Here is a 25,975-nt window from a genome sequence, read left to right as displayed (position 1 = left end):
TTCCCATCCCCCGATCGGAGGACCCATGACCCAGCCCAAAGCCGTCGAATACTCCGCCGCACCGCCCGAAGTCAAAGCCGTCTACGACGACATCAAGCGGACCCACCAGGTCGACGACGTCAACAACTTCTGGAAGTACATCGCGCAGCATCCACCGACGCTCGCGCGCACATGGGACAGTTTGAAAGACGTGATGGCGCCTGGCGCACTCGATCCGTTGATCAAGGAACTGCTTTACGTCGCGGTGAGCGTGACGAACAACTGCGGCTACTGCGTCGCGAGTCACACGGCCGCCGCACGCCGCGCGGGCATGACCGACGAGATGTTCAGCGAGCTGATGGCAGTAGTTGGGATGGCTAACGAAACCAATCGTCTCGCGGTTGGGTATCGCGTGCCGATCGACCCGGCTTTCGAGTAAAGCCACGATCGCAAACTCGCCAACGGCGTGCGCCGCGAAGCAAGACAAGCAAAAGCAAACCAGAACAAAGCAGGCACCCGCCGAAGATCGGAAGCGCCATAAGCGGAGCCTGCTTCGCAACTTTCACATACCGAGGTGTCGAGTACGCGCCGCTCACATCGGCGTAATCACTCCCACCGGATACACAGGCGGGTGCCCGTAAGGCTTCAGCACCGGGCCGCAACCGACGTGAACCGGCGGGTACCCGCCCCAGCCGGGGTGGACGAAAACCGGCGGCACGACACCGCCGTTGCATCCCTCGGGGGCGCCACGCGTGATGTAGGCAATGCCGCCGCGCACGGATTGCGACGCCGCATGGTCGAGTTCGTCGAAGCGGGACAGGTCTTTAAGGATCATGGTTGTCATGGTGGATCTCCTGGAAGGTTGGATTGGCAACGAGCCCGGGCAATGCCGCGCTCACGCATTCCATTCGCACACACCATGCCATGCGCCGCAAAAGCGGCGCGGGCTTCACTCAACGCAAACGTGCGCGCGCAAAGTGATAGCCACGAACCAACTTGCGAAGCGCCGGTGTCGTGACGGCGCCGACATTTCTTCTCACGATTCTCACGAACGCTGAACCGCGCGCTCGATTCCACACATCAAAGAGCGTTCGACCTCAGCCCGTGGTGAGCCCGCGCCATTGCGCGAGCAATGCGGGCAATTCGGCCATGTCCTGAAAGACGTGCAGCGCGGTCGCGCTGCTATGGCCGAGTTCCGCCGGACAATAGCCGAACACGGTCGCGCCGGCAGCGACGCCCGCGGTCGCGCCCGTCACCGTGTCCTCCACCACCGCACAACGTTTCGGGTTCACGCCCAACGCGGCGGCGGCCGCCAGATACACATCGGGAAACGGCTTGCTGCGAGGCAATTCGTGACCGCTGAAGATGCGTCCTTCGAAGCAGTCGAGAATGCCGGCCTTGGCCAGCTGCAATTCGACCTTGATCCGGTCGGCGCCGGACGCGACCGCGATGCGTCCGTCCAGCACGCTATGAAGCGCTCGCACCGCCGACGCCGCGCCCGCAATAGCCGGCAACTCGTGATCGAGCGCCGTATTGCGGCGCTCGCGAAACTGCATGAGCCAGTCGGAGGTGATCGCAAAGCCGGTGCGTGCCTCGATCAGCGGCGCTTCGTCCTTGACCATCTTGCCGACGAAAATGCGCATCGTCTCTTCGACGCTCAATTGCCAGCCCAGCTCGCCGAGCATCTCGGTCAGCACGCGGTTGGTGATGGGTTCGGAGTCGACGAGCACGCCGTCGCAGTCGAAGAGTACGGCGTCGAAGGGGAAATCGGCCATCGGGCGGGGTAGGGATAGAGGTCGCGGAACCGGCAAGGATACCTCACCGGCTCGCGCGCCGCCGCGCCAAGGCTATGCGATCGCCACACCAAGGCCACGCAAAACCGCGCGAAGGCAGCGCAATGACAACGTAACCCCGCCTTCACGCGATCACATCCTCATTCCTTATACCCGTCGCTCAGCGTCTTCATGAATGCGATGATGTCCTGAATATCCTGATCGGTCATCGCGGGTTGGTCGCCGAACTTGCGGTCCAACGGTGCGTCTGCGGAATCGATGTTGGCCTGATACTGACGCGGCAGATCGTTGTACTTCTGCACCTTGCCCGACGCATCGCGCGGATAGATCTTCTCGGGCTCCGTATTGCGCAGGTTGTAGAAGTCCATCACCTGCTTGAGGTCGTGGTACACGCCGTTGTGGAAGAACACGTGGCGCGTGGCGACGTTGCGCAGCGTTGGCGTCAGGAACATGCCGCAGTATTGTGTGAGGTCCTTCACGTCGGAGCGGAATGGGCCGCACACGCCCATGTCGTAGAACTTCGGATCTTTGTTGAGCGGGAGGTTGCGGTTGCGCGGCACGCCGAGCGCTTCGTATTGCGTATCGGTGAACAGCGGCGGCAGGCGGTCGAGGGTCGGCTTGCTCAGGTGGCAGCCGGCGCAGTTTGCCTTGTCGGGATCGTTGAACAGGCGGAGTCCGCGCAGCTCGGCCTGCGTCAAGCGCGCGTGGCCTTGCAGCCAGTAGTCGTACTTGCTGGTGAACTGGTGGAACGACGCGTCTTCGAACTGGTAACGGCCCACGGCGAACATCGCTTCTTCAACCAGCATTCCGGGCCGGTTCACGATCGAATCGCCAAAAAGTTTCTTGAACTGATCCAGATACGGCGCATTTTCCAGCTTGCGCGCGACATCCGCGACGCTCGGGTTGGCCATTTCGACAGGATTGGTCAGTGGACCGATCGCCTGGTCCTGAAGGGTGCTCGCACGACCGTCCCAAAACAGGCCGCCTTGCGGCACCATCGCGGGCGCCGCCGGCGCGACGCCGGCCGTCTTTACCGCGCGCTGCACACCCGTCGCGCTTGCCGCGGCCTGCTGTAGCGTAACCGGCGCGGCGTCCATATCGCTCGCGTCGGGACCAATGCTGAACGGTGCCTGCCGGTACAGGTAGGCAAGCGATGGTGGCGGCCGGTAGCCCGCTTCGGTCATATGCGGACCGCCGAGTTGGACTGCCAGGTTGTTCGGCGGGCCGTAGGCATGTTCGGGGCTATGACACGACGCGCACGACTGCTTGCCCGATGCGGACAGTGACGCATCGTAGAAAATGTTGCGGCCGAGCTGTGCAACGGCGCTCAAGGGCGCGGGCGGGGGAATCAGTAGCTGAACCGGCTGTGGATTGGCGCCGGTGATGTCTTCGACGATGGTGCCGATCGCGAGCGGCATACGCTCCGGATAAGTTACCGCGTAAGCGGCAAAGGCGGCGCATCCTGCCGCGAGGACGGCGACTGTCCATCCCACGGCGCGGCCTGGCGATCGCCTGGCGGCGCTGGCGTTCGAATCGTTGCCGGCGGGCAGGGTAGGCGGCAGGGTGTTCGGGCGAAGGCTCATGGCGATTGTGACAACAAGGGATAAGGCCATAAAAAAATGTCGAGCCGGTACGGTTTGCGTACGGGCTCGACACGAGTTACGGCTTGGGGCGCTTCCCGCGCAGTGGTACGGCATGCACGGCACACAAGGGTGCCGCGCCCCGCGTGCTACGGGAAGCCTGTTTCATGACTGCCGGTCAGTTCGCCGGTGCTGCGGCGAGCTTGGTGCCGAAAGTCGGATCGAGGAACACCGTCGGTGCGTTGCCCGTACCGGTCAGGTTCAGCATGCTGCGGATATCGCCTGCAGTTGCATCGAACGATGCGTTGCCGAGGCGCGTGCCGCCGAGCCAGTTGTCTTCGATGAACTTGACGACAGACGCCTGGGTAATCTGCGTATGGTCGACGAAGTTCGTCTTGGCCCAGGGCGACACCACCACGAACGGCGTACGCGTAGCCGGGCCGCAGCGGCCGTTCACAGCACCGCCATTCACACCGAGTGGCTGCGTGGCGCCAGCGCCGTTACACTCCCCCGCGGCGGTCAACTGGTCAGCACCCTGGAATACCGGCTTGGTCGTCGCGCCGCTGTTGCTCGCCGTGATCGCCAGCGACTTGTCGAACGACGAGTTCAGGATCTTCGGCGCCTGGTGGTCATACCAGCCGTCCGAGTCGTCGTAGGCGATGATGACAGCGGTGTTCTTCCAGTCCGGCTGTTGTTGCAGGAAGTTGATCACCTTCACGACAAATTGCTGTTCGTCGAGCGGGTCCGAATTGCCCGGGTGGCCGTCACCAACAGCGGGGGCCTTCAGGAAACTGACCGACGGATAGTTGCCGGCCTTCACCGCGGTGAAAAAGTCATCCACGTCGTACTGGTGGTGAACCGGCGTTGCCGTGTTGTCCAACGTCGGCTCGGTGAAGCCGATCATCGCCGTGGACGTCGGACGCTGGTGCGTCGGGTTGGCGGTCGACGGGAAGTACTGGAACCACGCGTGATGCTGAACGTAGTCGGCCGGGGAGCTGTTGAGCACCGACGAGAACGTCGAGCGTTTGCAGCTCGTCGTGCCATTCGGGTTCATGGTCGACAGGTTGAAGCCGCCCATGAAGCCGCCCCACGTGATGTTCTTCGTGTTCAGCAGGTCGCCGATATTCTTGACTTTAGGCGAGAACTGCGCCGCCACTGTGCCCGTGCTGTCGGATTGATTCGTACAGAGGTCGCCAGCCGGGTCGAGGTCACCGATCAGCGTGAAGCCGCCTTGACCGTCGATGATCGCATTGCCGCTCGGTGACGAGCTGGTGCCCGAAACGGCGGTGCCGGGGGTCGTATCCGTCGTCGACGTGGTCTTGAACATCTGGATACCGTTGTTCTGGCCAGAGACCACCTCGACCGCGCCGGGCGTCGACGGACCGAACGTGTCGGTCCACGCGTTATCGCTCATCGCGAAGTTCTGGGCGTAATTCCACATCCCGGTGACGGTATTGCCGTCGAAGTAGCCGAGCACCTGCGCGGCGGAGCCGAAGGCGCCGGTGCTGCCGCCGACGACGGTGGCGGCCGACGTGAACAGCGGGAACCCGTCCATCTTGTCGTTGTCGTCAGCCAGCTGTTCCGGGCCGTAGCTGTGGTTCTGGCTCTTCGTATTGGCTTGAGTGCGGTCGAGGCGGAACGGTTGCGCCAGGGCGGAGGTCAGCGTGACGCCGCCAACGTTCGGCGGCGTCGTCGCCACACCGTTGACCGTCGCGTTCGCGACGTTCGGTGACGTGGCTGCCGCATTCGGATTGGCGGTGGTCAACAGGCCGGCGTGCGCGAGCGTATTGATGTCCGTCTGCGTGTTCGCGGCGGGGGTGAATTGCGGTTCACCGTTGCCGGTCGGGGCGTTCGGGTAGGTCGCGAAGTAGTGATCGAACGAGACGTTCTCGCCGAAAATCACCACCACGTGCTTGATCGGCGTGGCCGTTGCGACAGCGTCCTGCGCCGAGACGGCCGGCGTCGATGCGCCGGTCGGCGCGGACGCGGTCGAGCTGACGCTATTGCTGCCGCATGCAGCGAGCGTGAGCAGCGCGGCAAACGGAATGGGTAACAGGGTTCTACGGAACATGTGACTGGCTCCAGATTCGACTTCGCCGTTCAGCGTTTCCATCGACAAGCGTGTGGATTGCGCTGGGGGGATATTGTTAGAAATACAGCTAGTGCTTTTACCGCTTAAAACTGCGCGCATTGAACCATTCAATGGTGAATATTTCGGGGCGTAAACATTACGTTGGCTCTCGTTCGCCATTCATTTGTATAACCCTTGCTGTCGTTACGCTGACGCGGGTTCATTCATCGGGTCTCTCATCGGCTCATTCGGCAAGCCTGTTTTCGCCGTCACGCAGCGCGTATTTCCACGCGTTTTCTTCCAGCGCCAATCGCAGCGACGGATTTTTTCCGCTGCTGCGTTCAAGAAGAAACGGAGCCGCTTCGGGCTTTGCATCTAATGGGAGAAACCAATATGAAATCGAGTCGACCGCTTCGCTTTCTGGGCTCCATGCTGGCCGCCTCGCTGTGGGGCGCCGTCATGCTGACGGCCGCGCCCGCGCTGGCTCAGGCCGTGATCGTCGCGCCGATGGCGCCGCCGACGCCGCGTGTGGAAGTCGTCCCCGCGCCGCGCGCCGGCTATGTGTGGGATCAAGGACGCTGGCGCTGGGAGCACGGCCGTTATGTGTGGGTGCAGGGACACTGGCAGCCGGTGCGCATCGGCTATCACTGGGTGCCGGGGCACTGGGCGCAGCGCGGGCCGAACTGGCGCTGGGTGGAAGGGCATTGGGCGTGAACGGGGCGTCCCACGACGCCGTGCGACGCGCTTTGGCGCTTTGCATCACGCTTCTCGTCATTCAACCAGGCAGGCTGCCGTGAAAATGCTCGCAATGATTCTGCTGGCGGTCTCGCTCGCCGGCTGTGTGGTCTACCCGGCGCGGCCGGCCTACTATCGGCCGGCGGTCATCGTATATTGATCGCGACTGGCGCAGCGCGTAGTGCTCTGCGACTCGCCGTTCGCGTGTGCCGTTCGATGCGGTGCGCCTGCAACGATCTGTTAGAGGTGAGACCAACGTGAGTTGCATCGGAAGGAGCCGCGGCAAGTGAACCACGTTCGTTCCATGAGGCGACGCGTCGGGGCGGTCCGGTGCGAGCGCGCGCGAGTCATGCGGCCATGGCCTCGGCTGCATGGGTTCGGGGCGCGCGGGTTCGAGCTTCGGCAACCCGAACCGCAACGCCCGAGACCATCCACCCGCCGCCCCCCACTCGCGCGCTGGAGCGCCACGCCTTGAGCGATCGCGATCCCGACGCCGAGCTGATCGAGCGGGTCGGCCGCCAGGACCCGGCTGCGGTGCGTTCGCTCGTCGCGCGTAAGTTGCCGCGTCTGCTCGCCCTCGCGATGCGCATGCTGGGCGACCGCATGGAAGCGGAGGACGTCGCGCAGGAAGTGTTCGTGCGAATCTGGAAACAGGCGTCGCTCTGGCGCGAAGGCGACGCGAAATTCGACACCTGGATTCATCGCGTCGCGCTCAATCTCTGCTACGACCGTTTGCGCGGCCGGCGCGAAGACCCGCGCGACGAACTGCCCGAAGAGGCCGATCCCGCCGCGCCGCCCGACGCCCGTCTCGAAGCGCGCGCGCAGGACGAACGGGTGCGCGCCGCGCTCGCCGCATTGCCGGCGCGGCATCGCGAGGCACTCGTGCTCAGCTACTACCAGGAGATGTCGAACATCGACGCCGCGGCCCTGATGGGCATCACCGTCGATGCGTTGGAAAGTCTGCTGGCCCGCGCGCGCCGCAATCTGCGCGCTCAACTGGCCGGCAGCGGCCTTAGCAAGGACAAGTCATGACGCCCGAAAGATTCCATCAGATCGTTCAAGCCTACGGTGCCGATCCGCGTCGCTGGCCGTTGCAGGAGCGCGCGGCGGCAGAAGCCTGGGCGAGCTCGCATCGCGCGGAAGCAGACGCGGTGTTGAGCGACGCCGCCAGCATCGACGCGTGGCTCGCAGCCGACAACATCGATCCGCCGGGCATGGCGTTGCAGCAACGCATCGTCGAGCGCGCGCCGCTGCGGCGGCCGGCGGCGCGGCGGCGGCTGTGGTGGTCGGGCGCGGCGGTCGCCGGTGTCGGGCTGCTGGGCGGCGTGGCCGGCGCGTTCGCGGTGTCGTTCTTCGTGCTGACGGAGAACGCGCTGCCGCTGCACGAATCCTCTTATTTAACTTCGAGCTTCGGTGGCACGTCCGCCGATTGGAGCGGCGAATGAACGGCCGGTCGTGGAAAGTCGTACTAGTGGCGTCGCTCGTGCTCAATGTGTTCTTGCTGGGCGCGATCCTCGGAGGTGCTTATCAATGGTACGCAGCGCACGGCGCCAACGCGCCGGTGCTCGCGCAACAGCGCGCGCTGCGCTTCGCGGCGCAGACGTTGTCCGCCGAGCGGCAGCAGAACTTTATCGACGGCCTGAAGAATGCGCGCCGCGAAGGGCGGCAGTTTGCGCGCGAGGGACGCGATGGGCGGCGCGAGGTGCTGCGCGTGCTCGCGGCGCCGCAACTCGATCGCGCGGCGCTGGATGCCGCGCTGGCCCGCACGCGGGCGGCCGACAGCAGTCTGCGCGCGCAGATGGAAGGCAGCGTGGCGGATTTTGCAGCGACGCTGTCGCCCGAGGAGCGGGTGCGGTTCGCCGAGAGCCTGAAGTTGCGCGGGCAGTGGCGTGAGCCGGCGGCGGGCAATGCGCAGAATCAGGCTAGCCGGGCAAAGCCGGCGTCGGGCGAAACTTCGGGTGATTGAAAAAAGACGCACGGGCGCGACGGATTATCGACGGGCGGCCGTTTAACACATATCCGATGCCGAAGAGGGGGGTATGGCTAACTCACCGAACCTGAACGCAGCGGCGATTGCGCTGAACCGCTTCGGCCTCGGCGCGCGTGCCGACGACGCGCCGCCCGCCGATCCGAAGGGCTGGCTGCTCGCAGAGTTCGAGCTATATCAGCCACGGCCGGCCGCGTGGGCGAGCCAGCCCGACTCGGTGGCGTTGTCGACCGAACTGGCGCAGCAGCGCATGCAATTCAGTCAGCAGGCGCGGCAGAATCCGGCAGAGAGCGCGGGTGTCAATCAGGTGGGAGCGGCGAGCAGTGCGTCCGCGGCTGCGCAAACCAATGCTCAGATCAGCGCACAATCCAATGCCCAAACCGCGAAGCAAGCCGAACGAAAAGCCCTGCGTGGCGAAATACTCGACATGTACCGCGCGTCGGTGAATGCGCGCGTGGCGAGCGCGTTGACCACACCGGCGCCGTTCGTCGAACGCCTCGTGCATTTCTGGTCCAACCACTTCGCGGTCTCCGTCGAGAAAGCCGGCGTCGCCGCGCTGGCCGGCTCGTTCGAAGCGGAGGCGATCCGCCCGCACGTGCTCGGCCGCTTCGAGGACATGCTGGTGGCGGTCGAACGTCATCCGGCCATGCAAGTGTTTCTCGATCAGACTCGTTCGGTCGGGCCGGACAGCATGGCGGCGCTGCGCGCGGCGCAACGCAACCCCGAGCGCAAACGCGGTCTGAACGAAAACCTCGCGCGCGAGATCATGGAACTGCACACGCTCGGCGTGCGCAGCGGCTATAGCCAGGACGACGTCACCGAATTCGCGCGCGCGCTGACCGGCTGGAGTCTCGCCGGCAATCCCGGCAATGCGGGCAACCTCGCCAACCCAAACCGGCGCGGCATCGAGCAGAACGCCGCGCCCGGCAGCTTCGTGTTTCGCGCGGCGCTGCACGAGCCCGGTTCGCGGACCATCATGGGACGCAGCTACGACGAACCCGGCGAAGCGCAGGCGCTCGCGATCCTGCACGATCTCGCACGCGCCCCGGCGACGGCACAGCATATCGGCGTCAAGCTGGCGCGCCACTTCGTCGCCGACAATCCGCCGCCGGGCGTGAGCGAACGTCTTGCGAATGCATTCGAGCGCAGCGGCGGCGATCTGCCGACCGTGTACCGCGCGCTGCTCGATACGCCGCAAGCGTGGTCGCCGACTGCGGTGAAGTTCAAGACGCCGTGGGAGTGGACCATTTCTTCGATGCGCGGACTCGGCTGGCAGGACCTCGGCAATCTGCAAAGCGCGCCGATTCTCACGCAGCTCGGCCAGCCGGTGTGGCGCCCCGGCTCGCCCGCCGGTTACGACGACATCGCGGCGAGCTGGGCCGCGCCCGATGCGCTGGTGCGCCGGGTGGAAATGGCGCAGCGTTTCGCCGCGCGCGTCGGCGACCGGCTCGACGCCCGCTCGCTCGGGCAGACCTTGCTGGCCGGATCGCTGGGTGAGCCTACGGCCACGGCTGTAGCACGTGCGGAAAGCGCGTCCACGGCGATCGCGCTGCTGCTGGTCTCGCCGGATTTTCAACGGAGATGAATGCCATGCTGTCACGCCGCAGTTTTCTGAGCGTCGCCGCCGCTGGCGCCGGCGCATTGCTCGTGTCGCCGCGCATCGCGTTCGCGAGCGTCGCCACCGATCGCCGTTTCGTGTTCGTCATTCAGCGTGGGGCCGCTGATGGGCTGAACATCGTCGTGCCCTACGCCGAACCCGCCTATGCGACGCTGCGCGGTGCGCTCGCGATCGATACGTCGAACGCAACCAGGCTCGACGGCACCTTCGCCTTGCATCCGGCGCTCACGCAGACCGCCGCGATGTACGCGAACCGGCAGGCGCTGTTCGTGCACGCGGTGGCGTCGCCTTATCGCGACCGCTCGCACTTCGACGGGCAGAACGTGCTGGAGACGGGCGGCGCATCGCCGTATCAGGTCAAGGATGGGTGGCTCAACCGGCTCGTTACGCAACTGCCCGCCACGCGAGAAAACGCGATAGCCTTCGCGCCGACCGTGCCGATGGCGCTGCGCGGAGCGGCGGCGGTGACGTCGTATGCGCCATCGGCATTGCCGCAAGCGCCCGACGATCTGCTCACGGGGGTCTCGCAACTCTACGAGCAGGACGCGCAATTGCGCCCGCTGTGGGAGTCGGCGATGACGGCGCGTGGTCTCGCAGGCGACGCCAGTGCGCGTCAGGACCCGGCGAGCCTCGGCAAGCTCGCGGCCGGCTTTCTGTCACGCGACGATGGTCCACGGATCGCGATGATCGAAACCGGCGGGTGGGATACGCACAGCGCGCAGAATGCGCGCCTCGCGAATCAGCTGAAAGCGCTCGACGCGATGCTCGCGGCGTTGCGTGACGGCATGGGCCCGTTGTGGAACCGCACCACCGTGCTGGTGGCCACCGAGTTCGGCAGGACTGCCGCGGCCAACGGCACGGGCGGCACCGATCACGGTACGGCGTCGGCGGCGATGGTGCTGGGCGGTTCGGTGCAGGGCGGACGCGTGATCGCCGATTGGCCGGGTCTTGCGTCGCGCGAGCTTTACGAAGGGCGCGACCTGAAGCCGACGACTTCGCTCGATGCGTTGATCGCCGGCACCGCGAGCGAGAGTCTTGGGCTCGATCCTCAGCGCACCGCGTCGGCGCTGTTTGGGAAAGCAGGGGGAACGCCGCTGACGGGTGTTGTGAGCGTGTGATGGTGGTGCGTGGAGTGTGATGCGGGTAGGGTCGCGGCTGATGGAAACTGGGTGGACGGGTGGCGTCGTTTTCCGATTTCGGGTTTTACGGCCTGTGGTTGTCGGCGAATGTGATCGAAGCTGCGCAAGCACTGACAAGCACAACTCCACCTTCAACATGTCCGCGTAGCGCATCCGCAGAACGAAAAGTAAACGCTTCTAGCAGAACAATTACGTCACGCCGCTAACGTGGCCTTGCCTTTGAATCAACCACGATTTCAACGGCAAGCGCCCCACTTCAGCCGCACGCATGATGCGTCGCATGCACCGAACGCTCGCCAACCCGGTGATAGCGCCGCCCAAAATAAATCAGCCCATCGCCAGCGCCATGCGTATGCGCTGCTCTTACCGCGCAGAAGAACACCGTATGCGTGCCTACCTCCGTGACCGATTCAATCTCGCAGTCCAGCGACGCAAGCGCGCCATGTAGCACCGGCGCGCCGGTCACGAGCCGGTCCCATTGCGCGGCGGCGAAGCGTTCCCCGATCGGCAGCTTGCTGGTCGCGAAGTGCGCGGCGAGCGTCTGCTGTTCCGCGCTCAGCACGTGCACGCAGAGCTTGCCGTTGCGTCGGAAAGCCGCGTTGTTGCGGCTGCTGCGATTGATGCAGACGAGCAGGGTAGGCGGCTCGTCCGTCACGCCGCAAACCGCCGACGCAGTGCAGCCGGCGAGACCCGCGTCGCCATCGCTCGTGATGATGTTGACGGCGGTGCCGAGCCCGGCCATGGCGTCGCGGAAGGTGCGCTTGTCAAGCATGGGAAGCCTCTGCTGAAAGATCGGCGTGTCGTTGCGACGTTGCGTGCCGCACACACGACACAAAATTAAACATGCGCGGCAACGGCATCAGTTCGATACGTCGCCCGTTGCGGCCTCGGCGCAAGCCGGCGAGCGAAACCGCGCCGCCGTGTGAGTCGACGGCAAACGCGGGTGGCCGAACAGCTTCTCGCGCAACGTGCCGTCGCGATACGCGCGCTTGTACGCGCCGCGTTCCTGCAGCAGCGGCACGACCAGTTCGATGAAATCCTCGAAGCACTCGGGCGCCACCGTGCGCGACAGATTGAAACCATCCACGCCGGTTTCCTCGGTCCACGCGATCAACTCGTCGGCGATGCGTTCGGCCGACCCGACGAGCGGCGTCTGCCGGCTGCCGAGCACCATCTGTTCGAGCAACTTGCGTTTGGTCCACTGCGGACCGGCGGCGCGCGTCATCGCTTCGACGTTCGACACGATCGCCTGGCTCTTGCCGGTTTCGATCGGCTCGTCGAGGTCGTAGCGCGCGAAGTCGATGCCGAGCGACGCCGCCGCATGCACGAGCGCCGCTTCGGAGCTGACATAGCGCCGGTACTCCTCGTACTTCTCCTGCGCGTCGCGCTCGGTGCGGCCCGTGATGACCGTTTGCCCGAGCAGCACCTTGATGTCGTCCGCGCGCCGGCCGCCCGCGACCGCGTGGGCGCGAATGTCGTCGACGATCGCTTTCACCGCGGGCTTCGCCTGGCCGTTGACGAACACGCACTCCGCGTGCGCCGCGGCGAACCGTTTGCCGCGCGCCGACGAGCCGGCCTGATACAGCACCGGCGTGCGTTGTGGCGACGGCTCGCTCAGATGCAGCGCGTCCACGCGGTACTGCTTGCCGTGGTGATGAATCACATGCACCTTCGCCGCGTCCGCATAGACGCCGCGCACTTTGTCGCGCAGCACCGCGTCGTCTTCCCAACTGCATTCCCACAGTTTGTAGACCAGCTCCATATATTCGTCCGCGAGGTCGTAGCGGTCGTCGTGCGCCATCTGCCCGGTCAGGCCGATCGCGCGCGACGCGGTGTCGAGATAGCCCGTCACGATGTTCCATCCGACCCGGCCGCGCGTCAGATGATCGAGCGTCGACATGCGCCGCGCGAACAGATAGGGTTGCTCGACCGAGAGGTTCGACGTCACGCCGAACGACAGATGACGCGTGACCGAGGCCATCGCCGGAATCAGCAGCGTGGGGTCGTTGACCGGCACCTGCACCGCGCCGCGCAGCGCCGCGTCGGGGCTGCCGCCGTACACGTCGTAGACGCCCACCACGTCGGCGAAAAAGATGCCGTCGAACAGGCCCGCTTCCAGCGTGCGGGCGTAGTCGGTCCAGTACTGAAGGTCCGTATAGCGAGTGGACTGATCGCGCGGATGGGTCCACAAGCCTTGCTGGATGTGGCCTACGCAGTTCATGTCAAATGCGTTGAGTACGATTTCCTTCGGCATGGTGTCTTCCGGCTGAATGGACAAATCATTACGATTTGCCTACGAATTGACGAATGATGGTTTGCCCGCGGCGCTGAGCAGCGCTTGTGCGCCGAGCTGGTTCGTTTAATATAGTGGACGAAAAATCACTATGCAAGACACAGTTTCGTCTTCTGCGCGCGATGCCTGAGGGATACCTGCCTGATGCCTGAGCCCCGGCGAGCCGCGCATTAAAAGCCGCACCGCCTCGATATAATTTTGCGGTACTCACTTGTTCTCGACGACCCTCTCATGTCCGAATCCACCGCCATCGATCTGACCCAGGCCATCTCCGCGCGCGTGAAGACCGAGCGCGAAGCGCGCAACTGGTCGCTGAGCGAACTGGCGGAGCGCTCGGGCGTGTCGAAGGCGATGATCAGCAAGATCGAGCGCGGCGAGGCGAGCCCCACCGCGACGGTGCTCGGGCGTTTGTCGGGGGCGTTCGGGCTGACCTTGTCGACCTTGCTGGCGCTCGCCGAACAAACCGGCGAGCGGCTCGTGCGCCACGCGGATCAGTCGCTCTGGCAGGACCCCGAAACGGGCTACACGCGGCGGCGCATTTCACCGCCTACCGGCGGCGTGCTGGAGTTGCTGGAGATCGAATTGCCGGTGGGCGTGAGAGTGCCTTATCCATCGGATGCATTCGTGTTTCAGCATCAGCAGATCTGGGTCACGCTAGGGGTGTTGACGTTTCGCGAGGGCAGCCAGACTTACCGGCTCGAAGCGGGGGATTGTCTGCAACTCGGCGCGCCGGTCGAGTGCGAGTTCCTCAACGCGGGCGATGAGGTGTGCCGCTATGTCGTCGGCCTCGTTCGACGCTGAGGATTTCAACTATCGGGAAAATCGGCAAAATCAGCCAGATCGGGAAAGCGGGCGGCGCCCTATGTTCGCGGTTCGCGATGTACTCTTCGCAAGCCGCGACTCGCGGCGCCACCCGAGGTCATTCAATCGACCGTTGCGCGTTCAACCACCACCACCGCCGCCCTGCACGCCAAGCGTGATCTTGTTGCTCACCGACGTCACGCCGGGAACGCCTCTCGCCACGTCCGCCGCCTGCTGAATCATTGGGCCTTCCGGCACCGATCCGGTCAAGGTCACCGCGCCGCCGCGCGCTCGCACGAACACGTTCGATACGTTGAAGCCCTGCGTTCTCGACAGCGCGCGCCGCACGTCACGGCCTAGCTTGCGGTCGGATGCACGAGTCGATTTGGCATTGGTGGCCGGCGCAGCCATCGCGCCCGACGCCGCCATGGCGTCGCTGGTCTGGGCATAGGCGCTGGAGGCGGTTGCCACACACAACGCGATACCGAGCGCCTTCAAAAGATTGACTGTTTTCACGTTTTTCCCATCCTCGATAAGTTGATGTCGCTTCGTTGCATGCAAAAAAACGCGCGCTTGCGAGCAAGTCGTGGCCCACGTGGAGCGTCCGTCTTATAGAAGAGTGATGCCTCCGCGCTCCCGGCGCGCTTAAACAATACTCCAGCCAACGCGCTCACGCTGGAAAAACTGATGCGGGTGTTGCATCGACAGACATGCCGGTGCTCGCGCACTTCAGTCGTCAACAGTCCGGATTAAATGTGTTTCAAGTTTCAGACTATAATTCCGCAGCCCGGATCAGCCTCGATCCGGCCTCACGGTTTGTCGTTCAGATGCAACCGTTTCGCGGGAGCGCGTTCCGTTTTGAGCACGTGCGCGGCAACCTTCTCCCTTCAGGGGAGGAAGGATAGCGCGGACGCCATAGGCGTCCTTCTTGGGCCTTAGTGCGGCGTTCGCTGTTGCTCGATGTACTGGCGGATGACATTGATCGGCGCCCCGCCGCAGTTACCGGCGAAATACGACGGCGACCAAACCGCGCCGCCCCACAGCTTGCGCCGGATGCTCGGGTAGTTCTTCTTCCGGATCATACGACTCGAAACGCCTTTCAGGCTGTTCACCAGTGCCGATACGGCGACCTTGGGCGGGTAGTTCACCAGCAGGTGTACATGGTCGTCTTCGCCATCGAACTCGACTAGCGCGGTTTCGAAGTCGGCGGACACACTCGTGAAGACGCTGCGCATATCGTCGAGGATCTCTTTCGTAAAAACGCCACCCCGGTACCTGGTGACAAAGACCAAATGCACGTCCATCAAGAACACGCAGTAGCGTCCGTGTCGAATATCGTTGTCTGTGGTCATAGCCCCAATTATGATCGTGTCTATGGAACGACTCCAGGCCTTCAAATTCGAATTGATGCCGACCGCCGGGCAGGTGCGCAAGATGCGCCAGTTCGCGGGCGCGTGTCGGTTCGTCTATAACAAGGCGTTGGCGCTCCAGAAGGAAAACCACGCGGCCGGTGGAAAGTTCATCGGCAAGTTTACGATGAAAAAGTGCTTCACTGAATGGCGCAACAGCACGGCTACTCCGTGGCTCGCGGATGCGCCGCGCCATCCTGTCGACGAGGCGATTCTCGACCTTGATCGTGCGTTCCAGAACTTCTTTGCTAAACGCGCCGACTTCCCGCAGTTCAAGCGCAAGGGGAAGTCATCCGACAGTTTCCGCTATCCCGATCCCAAGCAGATCAAACTGGATCGCGAGAACGGCCGCATTTCGCTGCCGAAGCTCGGCTATATCCGCTACCGCAACAGCCGCATGGTACTCGGCGGGGTACGCAGCGCGACGGTATCGCATCGCGCCGGCAAGTGGTACGTGTCGATCCTGACAAAACGCGAGGTCGCGCAGCCGGTGCCGCACGGCGCGGCGGTCGGTATCGACGTCGGCGTGGTTCGCCTCGCGACCATGAGCGACGGCACGTTCATCGCACCGCTCGCGAGCTTCAGAAAGCACGAGCAACGCCTCGCGAAATATCAGCGCCGCATGTCGCGCAAGGTCAAGGGCTCGTCGAATTGGAAAAAGGCGAAGGCCCGCGTGCAGCGTATCCACGCTTGCATCGCGGACGCCCGCAAAGACTTCCTGCACAAAGCATCGAACACGATCAGCAAAAACCACGCAATGATTGCCGTCGAAGACTTGCAGGTGCGCAACATGAGCAGATCGGCGAGCGGTACGCTCGACGCGCCGGGGCGCAATGTCCGCGCCAAAAGCGGGCTCAATAAGTCGATTCTGGATCAAGGCTGGTTCGAGTTCCGCCGCCAACTCGAATACAAAACCGCATGGCGCGGCGGTTTCTTTGTCGCCGTCCCAGCGGCCAACACGAGCCGCAGGTGCCCATGCTGCGGCCATGTGTCGACCGACAATCGGCGCACGCAAGCCCTGTTCGCGTGTGTGGGCTGCGGTCATGAAGCAAACGCCGATCACGTCGGCGCGATCAATGTTTTAGAGCGCGGACAGCGCTTGTTAGCCTGTGGAGAAACGGCGCAGTCAGGCCGCTCGAAGAAGCAGGAACCCGCCGAAGCAGCCAAAGCCATTGCGGCTTAGATGCAGTAGGAATCCCCGTCCTGAAGGCGTGGAGGATGTCAACAATCAGGAACTGGCCTTGCGTTGCCGGCTGCCCAAGTCGACAGTCTCGCGCCTTACTCACACGCTGACGCTGCTCGGCTACCTGATTCAACTGAAGGAGAGCGGCAAGTACCGGCTCGGCACCGCGTCGCTCGCGCTCGGCAGCGCGATGCTGGCGCGTCTGGACGTGCGCTAGATCGCGCGGCCGGTGATGCACGAGCTGGCCGGCGTGTCCGGCGCGACGGTGTCGCTCGGCACGCGCGACCGGCTCTCGATGATCTACGTGGAAAATTGCCGTGGCTCGGTGGCGCTCACGCTGACGCTCGAAGTCGGCTCGCGCATTCCGGTGGCGACCTCCGCGATTCGCCGCGCGTGGGTCGCGGCGATTCCCGAGCACGATCGTCTGAACTTCATGGAGCAGGTGCGCGAGCTCGACCACGTCGCGTGGCCAAAGACGCGGCGCGGCATCGAGAAGGCGTTCGATGATTACCACACGCTCGGCGTGACAACCTCGTTCGGCGACTGGCAGAATGACGTGAACGGCATTGCGCGCGCGTTCCAGCCGGGCGGCGAACTGCCGATCATGGCGATCAACGTGGGCGGGTCGTCCTTCAAATTCTCGAAAGAGTTTCTGCTCGAACAGGTGCGGCCACGCCTGATCGACGTGATCACGCAACTCGAAATCGCGCTGTTGCATTGAGCGGCCGCGCGATCTTCATCTTCTAGAACCACTGCGGCGCCATCTCGAGCGTGGTGTCGTCGAGACTGCGCAGCGTCGCGAGCATCAACGCGACACGCGGCAACTCCCAGCGGAAGAACCATTGGCAAGCGTGCAGCTTGCCGCGATAAAAGTCCGCGTCTGTTTGATCGCGCGCGCCGGGCAGGGCGGCGCTCGCGACGATCGCCTGTTTCAGCCAGGTCCACGCAATCACGATATGGCCGAATGCTTCGAGAAAGGCGTTGGCGTTCGCTAGCGCGCGTTCGGTTTCATGAGCCAGCGTGGGCACCAGGGCTTCGACCGTCAGGCTCAGATCGCGCCACGCATGGTCGAGCGCTTGCGCATGAGCATGCAGCGGCGCGTGGCTGCGCGCCGCGTCGAGCGTGTGCTGGATATCGCGCGCCAGCAGGGCGAGCGCGGCGCCCTGTTTCATCACGACCTTGCGGCCCAGCAGGTCGATCGCCTGAATGCCGTGCGTGCCTTCGTGAATCATGTTCAGCCGGTTGTCGCGATAGAACTGTTCGACCGGGTACTCGCGCGTATAGCCATAGCCGCCGTGAATCTGGATCGCGAGGCTGTTCGCTTCGAGGCACCATTGCGACGGCCAGGATTTGACCACCGGCGTCAGCAGGTCGAGCAGCAGCGCCGCGTCGGCGCGCGCGGCGTCGCTCTCGCCGGTGTGCTGTTCGTCGACGAGACGCGCCGCATACAGGCAGAGCGCGTAAGCGCCTTCCACATAGGCCTTTTGTGCAAGCAGCATGCGGCGCACGTCCGCGTGTTCGATCAGCGGCAGTTGCGGATCGAGCGGATTCTTGTTGTCGGGGCGGCGGCCTTGCGGCCGCTCGCGTGCGTAGTCGAGCGAGGCCAGGTAGCCGCGATAGCCGAGCATCACGGCGCCAAGGCCCACGCCGATGCGTGCCTCGTTCATCATGTGGAACATGTAGGCGAGGCCGTGATGCGGTTCGCCCACCAGCTCGCCGACGCATTCGCCATGTTCGCCGAACGACAGCATGGTCGATGTCGTGCCGCGCCAGCCCATCTTGTGAATTAGCCCCGCCAGCGCCACGTCGTTGCGTGCGCCGAGGCTGCCGTCGTCGTTGACGTGGAATTTCGGCACGGTGAAAAGCGATATGCCCTTGACCCCCGGCGGCCCGCCGGGAATGCGCGCGAGCACCAGATGGACGATGTTCTCGCTCAATTCATGATCGCCGGCTGAAATGAAAATCTTGTTGCCGCGAATCGAATAGGTGCCGTCTTCGTTCGGCGTGGCGGTGGTGACGAGATCGGACAGACTCGAGCCCGCTTGCGGTTCGGTGAGCGCCATCGTGCCGAATGCGCGGCCTTCGAAAAGCGCTTGCAGGTACTTGCGTTTTTGCGTAGCACTGCCAAAGAGTTCGATCACGTTCGCATTCGCGGTGGTCAGCATCGCGTAAGAGGACGCCGCGATGTTGGCGCTCTTGAAGAGCGACAGGCACGCAAACGAAATCAGCGACGGCAGCTGCATGCCACCCCATTCGTAGTCTTTCCCCGCGGCGAGAAAGCCGGTGCCGCGCAACGCGTCGAGCGCCTCTTTCACTTCATCCGGCATCGAGACCCGTTGCCCGTCGAATTGCGGTTCGTGCTCGTCGAGCAGGCGGTTGTGCGGCGCGAACTTTTCGACGGCCACCGCATGCGCGGTTTCGAGTGCGGCGCTGAAGGTCTCGCGGCTGTGGTCGGCGTGGCGCGCGCGCCGTGTGAGCGTCTCGGCCTCGAGTACCTCGAATAGCTGGAAATCCAGATCACGCGTGTTGATGATCAGCGCATCTTGCATGGAAGTCGACCTCGTCCAAAGTTAAGCCGCTATGCAGAACAACTGCGCGAGGCACAACAAAACGTGGGCTGAGACCCGGCACAGTTCGATTGAACAAGCGCGCTATGCGGGTAATCCCGATAAGCCACACAGCGGCGATGCGTGTCAGTTTATATTGAAATCGAATGATCGTGCTTTTATTTACACGCGAAATTTCGGCACGTATGATGGTCGACAAATATGGAATCCGAATCTGCATAGCAGAACACACTGGAGGAGCGACGCGATGTCTGTGAAAGACCTGTTTCAGCTGGACGGCAAGGTTGCCTTGATTACCGGAGGTTCACGCGGACTCGGTCTGCAAATGGCCGAAGCGCTCGGCGAGATGGGTTGCCGCGTCGCGATCACCGCGCGCAAGGCCGATGAACTCGCCGAGGCGAAAGCGCATCTGCAGGGTCGTGGCATCGAGGTGCTGACCGTGGTGAACGATCTCCAGCGCTTCGAGGGAATACCCGGTCTCGTCGACGAAGTACTAGGCGTGCATGGCCACATCGACATTCTCGTGAACAATGCGGGCGCCACGTGGGGCGCGCCGGCCGAGGACTATCCCGACGAAGCGTGGCATAAGGTGATGAACCTGAACGTGAACGCGCCGTTCTTTCTCGCGCGCGAAGTCGGCAAGCGCAGCATGATCCCGCGGCGCGCGGGCAAGATCGTCAACATCGCGTCGGTGGCGGGGCTCAAGGGCTCGCCGCCGGGCATGAACACAATCGCGTACAACACGTCGAAGGCCGCGGCGATCAATTTCACGCGCGCGCTGGCAGCCGAATGGGGCAAGTACAACATCAACGTGAACGCAATCTGCCCGGGCTTTTTCCCGTCGAAGATGTCGGCGGGGCTGCTCGACAAACTCGAAGACACGATCGTCTCGCGCACGCCGTTGCAGCGTCTGGGCGGCGATGAGGATCTCAAGGGTCCGGTGGTGTTTCTCGCGAGCGAAGCGTCGCGTCACATTACTGGCCAGCACTTCGCGGTGGACGGCGGGTCGATCATCGTCTGAGGCGAGGCGTACCGTTTCAGATCGCAGTGATCGCAGCGACTAACGCGCAGCGTGCCCGCGCTGCGCTTACGCAAAAAAACCAGGAGACGCCGCATGGATTTTCAGCACTCGGACAAGGTCAAGAGTCTGCAGAAACGCCTGAATGCTTTCATGGACGAGCATGTGTATCCGGCCGAAGCGGTTTTCGACGCGCAGATGGACGCCGCGCGCGAGTCCGGCAACCGTTGGCAGCCTGCGCCGGTGATCGAGCAATTGAAGGAGAAAGCGAAGGCCGCCGGTTTGTGGAACCTGTTTCTGCCCGAGTCGAAATACGGCGCGGGTCTCACGAACCTCGAATACGCGCCGCTGTGCGAAATCATGGGGCGCTCGCACATCGGCGCGGAACCGTTCAACTGTTCCGCGCCGGACACCGGCAATATGGAAACGCTGGTGCGTTACGCGAGCCCCGAGCAGCAACAGCAATGGCTGCTGCCATTGCTCGACGGCACGATCCGCTCCGCGTTCGCGATGACGGAGCCGGAAGTGGCGTCGTCGGACGCGACCAATATCGAAGCGCGCATCGTGCGCGACGGCGATCACTACGTGATCAACGGCCGCAAGTGGTGGACCTCGGGCGCGAACGATCCGCGCTGCCAGATCCTGATCTTCATGGGCAAGTCCAATCCGGATCATCCGAACCGGCACCAGCAGCAGTCGATGATCCTGGTGCCGATGGCAACGCCCGGCGTCAAGGTGCTGCGCCACCTGCCGGTGTTCGGCTACGACGACGCGCCGCACGGCCACGCCGAAATCGCTTTTGAAAACGTGCGCGTGCCGGCGAGCAACATGCTGCTCGGCGAAGGGCGCGGCTTCGAGATCGCGCAAGGGCGGCTCGGACCGGGCCGCATTCACCACTGCATGCGGCTGATCGGGCGCGCCGAACGCGCGCTCGAAGCGATGTGCCGCCGCTCGCTCGAACGTGTCGCGTTCGGCAAGCCGCTCGCGGATCAGGGCGTGACGCGCGAACGGATCGCCAACGCGCGCATCATGATCGACCAGACGCGCTTTCTCGTGCTCAATGCCGCGCACAAGATGGACACGGTCGGCAACAAGGACGCGCGCCAGGAAATCGCGATGATCAAAGTGGCCGCGCCGAACATGGCTTGCCAGGTGATCGACTGGGCGATGCAGGTGCACGGCGGCGGCGCGGTCAGCGACGACTTCGGCCTCGCGCGCGCGTACGCGAGTTCGCGCACGCTGCGTTTCGCCGACGGCCCCGACGAGGTGCATCGCAATGCGATCGCGAGCATGGAGCTGGGGCGTCATCTCGCGCATTGAACGCGCGTGAAATCCATCGGCGCCGTACATGGCGAGCCGATTGTAGAGCTGTATCCAGCGCAGAACCTGGAGCGCAGCGCCGAATCACGCACGAAATCCAGTGCGTCCGCCCGCGTGGCGGACGCGAACGAAGCGCGCGGCAACCGAGAAGCGCGCCCGACAGTCAAGCAGGAGACGCCTATGAACGAACGCCATCATCCCCATTGGCCGCCGCAAGTGCCGTTGCATCTGACGCTGCCGCAGACCAACATTTTCTACAACGCCGAAGTCTCGGCGGCGCGTTTTCCCGACAAGCCGTTTATCGTCTTTTACGACACGCCGGTTTCGTTCGCCGAGTTCAAGGACGAAGCCGAGCGGATCGCGGGCTTCCTGCAGCACGAGTGCCACGTGAAGGCGGGCGACCGTGTGCTGCTCTACATGCAGAACAGTCCGCAATGGATCATCGCCTACTACGGCATTTTGCGGGCGAACGCGGTCGTGGTTCCGGTCAATCCGATGAACATGAGCGTCGAGCTGGCGCACTACGTCGAGGACAGCGGCGCGACCACGATCATCGCGCCACAGTGCCTGTTCGCGAACGTCGAACCGCTGATCGGCAACGGCCCGGGGCAGGGGCTCGAACACGTGATCGTCGCGACATATAGCGATTACCTGAAGCGGCCGTCGCCGATTGCCGTGCCGGAGTTCGTCGCGGCGCCGCGCAAGACCTTCGACATCGACGGCGTCACGTCGTGGCAAGCCGTGCTCGAACGTCGCATCGCGCCCGGCCCGCTCACCACCGGCGCCGACGATCTGTGCGTGATGCCTTACACATCGGGCACCACCGGCAAGCCGAAAGGCTGCATGCATACGCATCGCAGCGTGATGAGCACGCTGCTCGGCGGCTGCGTGTGGTTCTCGGCGCCGCCGGACGGCGTCTATCTTTCCGTGCTGCCGTTTTTTCACGTCACCGGCATGCAGGGCGGCATGAACAGCGCGGTCTTTTCCGGAGCCACGATCGTGGTGCTGGCGCGCTGGGATCGCGACGCGGCCGCGTTATGCATGCAGAAATATCGCGTTACCGCGTGGCAGTCGATCTCGACGATGATGGTCGACTTTCTGTCGAACCCGCGCCTCGCCGAATACGATCTGTCGAGCCTGTCCGGTGCGCGCGGCGGCGGCGCGGCGATGCCGGACGCGATCGCCAGAAAGCTCAAGGCGCTGACCGGGCTCGATTATGTCGAGGGGTACGGCATGTCCGAGACGATTGCCGGCACGCACATCAATCCACCGCATCGTCCGAAGCCGCAGTGTCTTGGCATTCCCGTGTTCGACGTGGACTCGCGCGTGGTCGATCCGATCACGCTGCAGGAACTGCCGCAAGGCGAAACGGGCGAGATCGTCGTCAACGCGCCGCAGGTGATGCAAGGCTACTGGCGCAATCCGAAGGCGACCGAAGAAGCGTTCATCGAACTCGACGGCAAACGCTTTCTGCGTACCGGCGACCTTGGGCATATCGACGAGGACGGCTATTTCTTCATGACCGACCGCCTCAAACGGATGATCAACGCGTCCGGCTACAAGGTCTGGCCGGCCGAGGTCGAGGCGCTGATGTACCGGCACCCGGCAATTCAGGAAGTATGCGTGATCGGCGTGAAGGACGAGAAGCGCGGCGAGACCGTCAAGGCGCTAGTGGTCCCCAACGCCGCGCATGCCGGGACGATCGGCGCTCAGGAGATCATCGACTGGGCGCATGAGCAGATGGCGGCGTACAAGGCGCCGCGCATCGTCGAGTTCGTCACGTCTCTGCCGAAGTCGGGCAGCGGCAAGATCCTGTGGCGCATCTTGCAGGAAGAGGACGCGGCGCGCACAGCTGCGGCGAGCGGCGGCAATCAAGGGAATGCGGGCAACAGCAGTGGAGGCGCGGCGCGATGACATGGCTCGAACCCTTGCTCGACGAACCGTTCGTCTGCATCACCGACATGTTGCGCCGCTTCGCCAAAGAGCGCGCTGTGCATCCGGCGTTGATCTGCGGCGGCGAAGTCGTCACCTACGCGGCGCTCGATGCGCGTGTCGACCGGTTTGCCGCCGCGTTGCAGCGCGACGGCATTCAGCCGCGCGACGCGATCGCGCTGTGCGCGGCCGCGTCGGTCAACTACGTGGTGGCGTTTCTCGGCGGCTTGCGCGCGGGGGCGGCAGTCGCGCCGCTTGCGCCTTCGTCGAGCGCGGCGAGTCTCGTCAGCATGATCGGCAACTCGGGCGCGCGGCTCTTGTTCATCGACGCCGAGGTCAAGCGTCTGCTCGAACCAGTCGCCGTTGAAATCGGCGCGGTGCCGGTCGCGCTCGACGGTCACTCCGGCAACACCGCGCTCGACGCGTGGCTCGCGCCGGACCGCGCAGCGCCCGCAGCGGTGACGATCGATCAAGCGTGGCCGTTCAACATCATCTATTCGTCCGGCACCACCGGCACGCCGAAGGGCATCGTGCAATCGCACGGCATGCGTTGGGCCTACGCGGTGCGCAGCATCCAGCGCGGCTACGGACCCGATGCGACGACGCTGATCTCCACACCGCTGTATTCGAACACGACGCTCGTGAGCTTCATGCCGACGCTGACCTTCGGCGGCACCGTCGTGCTGATGCCGAGGTTCGAGGCCACGCGCTATCTGGAACTGGCGCAGCAGCACCGCGTCACGCACACGATGCTCGTGCCGGTCCAGTATCAGCGCCTGATGGCGCATCCGGATTTCGACCGCTACGACCTGTCCAGCTTCCGGGCGAAGTTCTGCACCAGCGCGCCGTTCGCGGCCGGCATCAAGGCGGATGTGGTGCGCCGCTGGCCCGGCAAGCTCACCGAGTACTACGGGATGACCGAAGGCGGCGGATCGTGCCAACTGGAGGCCGACGAATGGCCGGCCAAGCTGCATACGGTCGGGCGGCCGATGGAAGGGCACGACATCCGCCTGATCGACGAACTCGGCAACGAGGTGCGGCCCGGCGAGGTGGGCGAGGTCGTCGGCCATTCGCCGGCGATGATGACCGGCTACTACCGCCAACCCGAGAAGACGGCGGAAGCGGAGTGGCACGACCCGAGCGGCAAGCGCTTCATTCGCACGGGCGACATGGGCCGCTTCGACGAGGACGGCTTTCTGACGCTGCTCGACCGCAAGAAGGACATGATCATCTCGGGGGGCTTCAACGTGTATCCGAGCGATCTCGAAGCCGAAGTGCGCCAGCATCCGGACGTCGCGGATGTGGCGGTAATCGGCGCGCAATCGGAACAATGGGGCGAGACGCCGGTTGCCTTCGTAGTGCGCCGTCCGCACGCGCGAATCGACGCGGACACGCTGCTCGCGTGGGTCAATGCGCGGCTCGGCAAGATGCAGCGTCTTTCCGCGCTGAGCTTTGTCGACGGCTTTCCGCGCAGTCCGATCGGCAAGGTACTGAAGCGGGAATTGCGCGACCGGTTCTATCCCGTCGCGCGCTAGCCGTACTTGTCGCACCAGGCGCACTGGTGCAAATCACCTGCGCGCAATCGCAAGAAAAACCCACACCAACCTAAACATTGGGACGACAACGCATGGACGATTTTGCAGGCAAGGTCGCGGTGATCACCGGCGCGGGCTCCGGCTTCGGGCGCGCGTTCGCGAGGCTCGGCACGAAGCTCGGCATGCGGCTCGTGGTGGCCGACGTACAGCAGGACGCGCTCGACGAAACCCTCGCCGAGGTCAACGCGGCCGGCGCGCAGGCGATCGCGCGCCGCGTGGACGTGGCGAAGGGCGGCGAGGTCGACGCACTGGCGCACGCCACGCTCGACGCGTTCGGCAGCGTGCATCTGGTGTTCAACAACGCGGGCGTGGGCGGCAGCGGCGGGCTAGTGTGGGAGAACACCGAGCGCGACTGGCAATGGCTGCTCGGCGTCAATCTGTGGGGCGTGATTCACGGCGTGCGCGCATTCACGCCGCTGATGCTGGAGGCCGCGAAACGCGATGGCGGATATCGCGGGCACATCGTCAATACGGCGTCGATGGCGGGGCTGCTCAATCCGCCGATGATGGGGCCGTACAACGTGTCGAAGCATGCGGTGGTGTCGCTGACGGAATCGCTGTATCAGGATCTCTCGCTTGTAACGCAGCAGGTGGCGTGCTCGGTGCTGTGTCCGTACTTCGTTCCGACCGGCATTGCCAAAGCGCATCGCAACCGCCCGGCCGAACTCGCCAACGATACGCCGCCGACTTTGTCGCAACGCGCGTCGCGCGCACTCAGCGAGAAGGCGGTGAGTTCGGGGAAGATCAGCGCGGAGGAGGTCGCGGCGATGGTGTTCGATGGGATTCGTGCGGAGCAGTTTTATATCTTCTCGCATCCGAATGCGCTTGGCGCCGTGAAGACGCGTGCGGAGGATATCATGACGCCGCGTAATCCGACTGATCCGTTTGCTGAGCGGCCACAGGTGCGGGAGCAGATTGTTGAGGCGTTGAAGGGGTGAGAGGAAGGGGGCGGGTG

25 protein-coding genes are annotated in these 25,975 nt (G+C 64.2%); 16 read left to right on the top strand and 9 right to left on the bottom strand.

Annotation, left to right across the window (positions count from 1 at the left end; translation table 11 throughout):
* Positions 1 to 25: 25 nt before the first annotated feature.
* The gene (locus tag P0D89_RS10040) at positions 26 to 418 is read left to right on the top strand and encodes a carboxymuconolactone decarboxylase family protein (RefSeq protein WP_408376483.1); all 393 of its coding nucleotides are present in this window, start codon (positions 26 to 28) and stop codon (positions 416 to 418) included.
* 153 nt (positions 419 to 571) lie between these two features.
* Here the strand turns inward: P0D89_RS10040 and P0D89_RS10035 are convergent, their stop codons facing one another.
* The 4 genes from P0D89_RS10035 to P0D89_RS10020 form a co-directional block, all read right to left on the bottom strand.
* Positions 572 to 823, bottom strand: coding sequence for a hypothetical protein (locus P0D89_RS10035; RefSeq protein ID WP_408376482.1), 252 nt, complete (start codon positions 821 to 823; stop codon positions 572 to 574).
* A 253-nt stretch (positions 824 to 1,076) separates the two neighbouring features.
* Positions 1,077 to 1,754 carry an HAD family hydrolase gene (locus P0D89_RS10030; protein ID WP_408376481.1) on the bottom strand — a complete coding sequence of 226 codons (678 nt, stop codon included), beginning with the start codon at positions 1,752 to 1,754 and terminating at the stop codon, positions 1,077 to 1,079.
* Positions 1,755 to 1,912: 158 nt separating this feature from the next.
* The gene (locus tag P0D89_RS10025; protein ID WP_408376480.1) at positions 1,913 to 3,355 is read right to left on the bottom strand and encodes a cytochrome-c peroxidase; all 1,443 of its coding nucleotides are present in this window, start codon (positions 3,353 to 3,355) and stop codon (positions 1,913 to 1,915) included.
* A 175-nt stretch (positions 3,356 to 3,530) separates the two neighbouring features.
* On the bottom strand, positions 3,531 to 5,423 hold the full coding sequence (locus tag P0D89_RS10020) for a phospholipase C (protein ID WP_408376479.1): 1,893 nt from the start codon (positions 5,421 to 5,423) through the stop codon (positions 3,531 to 3,533).
* Between the two features lie 393 nt (positions 5,424 to 5,816).
* Here P0D89_RS10020 and P0D89_RS10015 point away from each other — a divergent pair, with 393 nt between their 5' ends.
* From P0D89_RS10015 to P0D89_RS09990, 6 genes are all read left to right on the top strand, one after another.
* Positions 5,817 to 6,137, top strand: a complete 321-nt coding sequence (locus P0D89_RS10015; RefSeq protein ID WP_408368172.1) for a YXWGXW repeat-containing protein — start codon at positions 5,817 to 5,819, stop codon at positions 6,135 to 6,137.
* Positions 6,138 to 6,629: 492 nt separating this feature from the next.
* Positions 6,630 to 7,190 carry an RNA polymerase sigma factor gene (locus tag P0D89_RS10010; RefSeq protein ID WP_408376478.1) on the top strand — a complete coding sequence of 187 codons (561 nt, stop codon included), beginning with the start codon at positions 6,630 to 6,632 and terminating at the stop codon, positions 7,188 to 7,190.
* A complete protein-coding gene (locus P0D89_RS10005; RefSeq protein ID WP_408376477.1) occupies positions 7,187 to 7,603 on the top strand; it encodes a hypothetical protein in 417 nt (138 codons plus the stop codon). The genes P0D89_RS10010 and P0D89_RS10005 overlap by 4 nt, the downstream gene beginning before the upstream one ends.
* Positions 7,600 to 8,124, top strand: coding sequence for a periplasmic heavy metal sensor (locus P0D89_RS10000; RefSeq protein ID WP_408376476.1), 525 nt, complete (start codon positions 7,600 to 7,602; stop codon positions 8,122 to 8,124). The genes P0D89_RS10005 and P0D89_RS10000 overlap by 4 nt, the downstream gene beginning before the upstream one ends.
* A 73-nt stretch (positions 8,125 to 8,197) precedes the next feature.
* Positions 8,198 to 9,730, top strand: a complete 1,533-nt coding sequence (locus P0D89_RS09995) for a DUF1800 domain-containing protein (RefSeq protein ID WP_408376475.1) — start codon at positions 8,198 to 8,200, stop codon at positions 9,728 to 9,730.
* A 5-nt stretch (positions 9,731 to 9,735) separates the two neighbouring features.
* Positions 9,736 to 10,881 (top strand): DUF1501 domain-containing protein, encoded by a 1,146-nt coding sequence (locus tag P0D89_RS09990; RefSeq protein WP_408376474.1) that lies wholly within the window; start codon positions 9,736 to 9,738, stop codon positions 10,879 to 10,881.
* Positions 10,882 to 11,158: 277 nt separating this feature from the next.
* Here P0D89_RS09990 and P0D89_RS09985 read toward each other — a convergent pair whose 3' ends face one another.
* Both P0D89_RS09985 and P0D89_RS09980 read right to left on the bottom strand, forming a co-directional pair.
* Positions 11,159 to 11,674 (bottom strand): flavin reductase, encoded by a 516-nt coding sequence (locus tag P0D89_RS09985; protein ID WP_408376473.1) that lies wholly within the window; start codon positions 11,672 to 11,674, stop codon positions 11,159 to 11,161.
* A gap of 87 nt (positions 11,675 to 11,761) precedes the next feature.
* The gene (locus P0D89_RS09980; protein WP_408376472.1) at positions 11,762 to 13,156 is read right to left on the bottom strand and encodes an LLM class flavin-dependent oxidoreductase; all 1,395 of its coding nucleotides are present in this window, start codon (positions 13,154 to 13,156) and stop codon (positions 11,762 to 11,764) included.
* Positions 13,157 to 13,426: 270 nt separating this feature from the next.
* Here P0D89_RS09980 and P0D89_RS09975 point away from each other — a divergent pair, with 270 nt between their 5' ends.
* Complete coding sequence (locus tag P0D89_RS09975; protein ID WP_408376471.1) at positions 13,427 to 13,996, top strand: helix-turn-helix domain-containing protein; 570 nt, start codon at positions 13,427 to 13,429, stop codon at positions 13,994 to 13,996.
* 141 nt (positions 13,997 to 14,137) lie between these two features.
* On the opposite strand, the gene P0D89_RS09970 is transcribed toward P0D89_RS09975, so the two are convergent.
* Positions 14,138 to 14,512: a BON domain-containing protein gene (locus P0D89_RS09970; protein WP_408357555.1), complete on the bottom strand. Its 375-nt coding sequence runs from the start codon at positions 14,510 to 14,512 to the stop codon at positions 14,138 to 14,140.
* 419 nt (positions 14,513 to 14,931) lie between these two features.
* Positions 14,932 to 15,348, bottom strand: coding sequence for an IS200/IS605 family transposase (gene tnpA / locus P0D89_RS09965; RefSeq protein WP_408376470.1), 417 nt, complete (start codon positions 15,346 to 15,348; stop codon positions 14,932 to 14,934).
* 22 nt (positions 15,349 to 15,370) lie between these two features.
* Between tnpA and P0D89_RS09960 the strand changes: the two genes are divergently transcribed.
* Genes P0D89_RS09960 through P0D89_RS09950 form a run of 3 tightly spaced genes read left to right on the top strand, consistent with a single transcriptional unit; the run spans position 15,371 to position 17,309 of the window.
* Positions 15,371 to 16,588 carry an RNA-guided endonuclease InsQ/TnpB family protein gene (locus P0D89_RS09960; RefSeq protein ID WP_408376469.1) on the top strand — a complete coding sequence of 406 codons (1,218 nt, stop codon included), beginning with the start codon at positions 15,371 to 15,373 and terminating at the stop codon, positions 16,586 to 16,588.
* 28 nt (positions 16,589 to 16,616) lie between these two features.
* On the top strand, positions 16,617 to 16,805 hold the full coding sequence (locus P0D89_RS09955; protein ID WP_408376468.1) for a helix-turn-helix domain-containing protein: 189 nt from the start codon (positions 16,617 to 16,619) through the stop codon (positions 16,803 to 16,805).
* A 15-nt stretch (positions 16,806 to 16,820) separates the two neighbouring features.
* Positions 16,821 to 17,309, top strand: coding sequence for an IclR family transcriptional regulator domain-containing protein (locus P0D89_RS09950; protein WP_459252670.1), 489 nt, complete (start codon positions 16,821 to 16,823; stop codon positions 17,307 to 17,309).
* Positions 17,310 to 17,331: 22 nt separating this feature from the next.
* Here P0D89_RS09950 and P0D89_RS09945 read toward each other — a convergent pair whose 3' ends face one another.
* A complete protein-coding gene (locus P0D89_RS09945) occupies positions 17,332 to 19,137 on the bottom strand; it encodes an acyl-CoA dehydrogenase (protein ID WP_408376466.1) in 1,806 nt (601 codons plus the stop codon).
* Positions 19,138 to 19,402: 265 nt separating this feature from the next.
* Between P0D89_RS09945 and P0D89_RS09940 the strand changes: the two genes are divergently transcribed.
* The 5 genes from P0D89_RS09940 to P0D89_RS09920 all read left to right on the top strand — a co-directional run bounded on the left by P0D89_RS09940 (position 19,403) and on the right by P0D89_RS09920 (position 25,958).
* Entirely contained in the window at positions 19,403 to 20,176 is a 774-nt protein-coding gene (locus P0D89_RS09940; protein WP_408376465.1) for an SDR family oxidoreductase, read from the top strand.
* Positions 20,177 to 20,269: 93 nt separating this feature from the next.
* Positions 20,270 to 21,493 (top strand): acyl-CoA dehydrogenase family protein, encoded by a 1,224-nt coding sequence (locus P0D89_RS09935; protein ID WP_408376464.1) that lies wholly within the window; start codon positions 20,270 to 20,272, stop codon positions 21,491 to 21,493.
* 180 nt (positions 21,494 to 21,673) lie between these two features.
* Entirely contained in the window at positions 21,674 to 23,407 is a 1,734-nt protein-coding gene (locus P0D89_RS09930; protein ID WP_408376463.1) for a long-chain fatty acid--CoA ligase, read from the top strand.
* The gene (locus tag P0D89_RS09925) at positions 23,404 to 24,960 is read left to right on the top strand and encodes a class I adenylate-forming enzyme family protein (protein ID WP_408376462.1); all 1,557 of its coding nucleotides are present in this window, start codon (positions 23,404 to 23,406) and stop codon (positions 24,958 to 24,960) included. Before P0D89_RS09930 ends, P0D89_RS09925 begins: the two co-directional genes overlap by 4 nt.
* Positions 24,961 to 25,052: 92 nt before the next feature.
* Positions 25,053 to 25,958: an SDR family oxidoreductase gene (locus P0D89_RS09920; protein WP_408376461.1), complete on the top strand. Its 906-nt coding sequence runs from the start codon at positions 25,053 to 25,055 to the stop codon at positions 25,956 to 25,958.
* The last annotated feature ends 17 nt before the right edge of the window (positions 25,959 to 25,975 follow it).

This window comes from Paraburkholderia sp. RL18-085-BIA-A, assembly GCF_046027075.1.
Taxonomy (GTDB): Bacteria; Pseudomonadota; Gammaproteobacteria; order Burkholderiales; family Burkholderiaceae; genus Paraburkholderia.
Note: the sequence above shows the minus strand (reverse complement) of the source record. Positions and strands in the feature narration are given on the sequence as shown.

Coding starts and splice junctions, on each gene's coding strand:
- P0D89_RS09920 (WP_408376461.1), top strand. CDS start 25,053: ATGGACGATTTTGCAGGCAAGGTCGCGGTGATCACCGGCGCGGGCTCC.
- P0D89_RS09950 (WP_459252670.1), top strand. CDS start 16,821: ATGCACGAGCTGGCCGGCGTGTCCGGCGCGACGGTGTCGCTCGGCACG.
- P0D89_RS10030 (WP_408376481.1), bottom strand. CDS start 1,754: ATGGCCGATTTCCCCTTCGACGCCGTACTCTTCGACTGCGACGGCGTG.
- P0D89_RS09980 (WP_408376472.1), bottom strand. CDS start 13,156: ATGCCGAAGGAAATCGTACTCAACGCATTTGACATGAACTGCGTAGGC.
- P0D89_RS10025 (WP_408376480.1), bottom strand. CDS start 3,355: ATGAGCCTTCGCCCGAACACCCTGCCGCCTACCCTGCCCGCCGGCAAC.
- P0D89_RS09975 (WP_408376471.1), top strand. CDS start 13,427: ATGTCCGAATCCACCGCCATCGATCTGACCCAGGCCATCTCCGCGCGC.
- P0D89_RS10020 (WP_408376479.1), bottom strand. CDS start 5,423: ATGTTCCGTAGAACCCTGTTACCCATTCCGTTTGCCGCGCTGCTCACG.
- P0D89_RS10005 (WP_408376477.1), top strand. CDS start 7,187: ATGACGCCCGAAAGATTCCATCAGATCGTTCAAGCCTACGGTGCCGAT.
- P0D89_RS10040 (WP_408376483.1), top strand. CDS start 26: ATGACCCAGCCCAAAGCCGTCGAATACTCCGCCGCACCGCCCGAAGTC.
- P0D89_RS09990 (WP_408376474.1), top strand. CDS start 9,736: ATGCTGTCACGCCGCAGTTTTCTGAGCGTCGCCGCCGCTGGCGCCGGC.
- P0D89_RS10035 (WP_408376482.1), bottom strand. CDS start 823: ATGACAACCATGATCCTTAAAGACCTGTCCCGCTTCGACGAACTCGAC.
- P0D89_RS10015 (WP_408368172.1), top strand. CDS start 5,817: ATGAAATCGAGTCGACCGCTTCGCTTTCTGGGCTCCATGCTGGCCGCC.
- P0D89_RS09930 (WP_408376463.1), top strand. CDS start 21,674: ATGAACGAACGCCATCATCCCCATTGGCCGCCGCAAGTGCCGTTGCAT.
- tnpA (WP_408376470.1), bottom strand. CDS start 15,348: ATGACCACAGACAACGATATTCGACACGGACGCTACTGCGTGTTCTTG.
- P0D89_RS09935 (WP_408376464.1), top strand. CDS start 20,270: ATGGATTTTCAGCACTCGGACAAGGTCAAGAGTCTGCAGAAACGCCTG.
- P0D89_RS09940 (WP_408376465.1), top strand. CDS start 19,403: ATGTCTGTGAAAGACCTGTTTCAGCTGGACGGCAAGGTTGCCTTGATT.
- P0D89_RS09985 (WP_408376473.1), bottom strand. CDS start 11,674: ATGCTTGACAAGCGCACCTTCCGCGACGCCATGGCCGGGCTCGGCACC.
- P0D89_RS09945 (WP_408376466.1), bottom strand. CDS start 19,137: ATGCAAGATGCGCTGATCATCAACACGCGTGATCTGGATTTCCAGCTA.
- P0D89_RS09960 (WP_408376469.1), top strand. CDS start 15,371: ATGGAACGACTCCAGGCCTTCAAATTCGAATTGATGCCGACCGCCGGG.
- P0D89_RS10000 (WP_408376476.1), top strand. CDS start 7,600: ATGAACGGCCGGTCGTGGAAAGTCGTACTAGTGGCGTCGCTCGTGCTC.
- P0D89_RS09995 (WP_408376475.1), top strand. CDS start 8,198: ATGGCTAACTCACCGAACCTGAACGCAGCGGCGATTGCGCTGAACCGC.
- P0D89_RS09925 (WP_408376462.1), top strand. CDS start 23,404: ATGACATGGCTCGAACCCTTGCTCGACGAACCGTTCGTCTGCATCACC.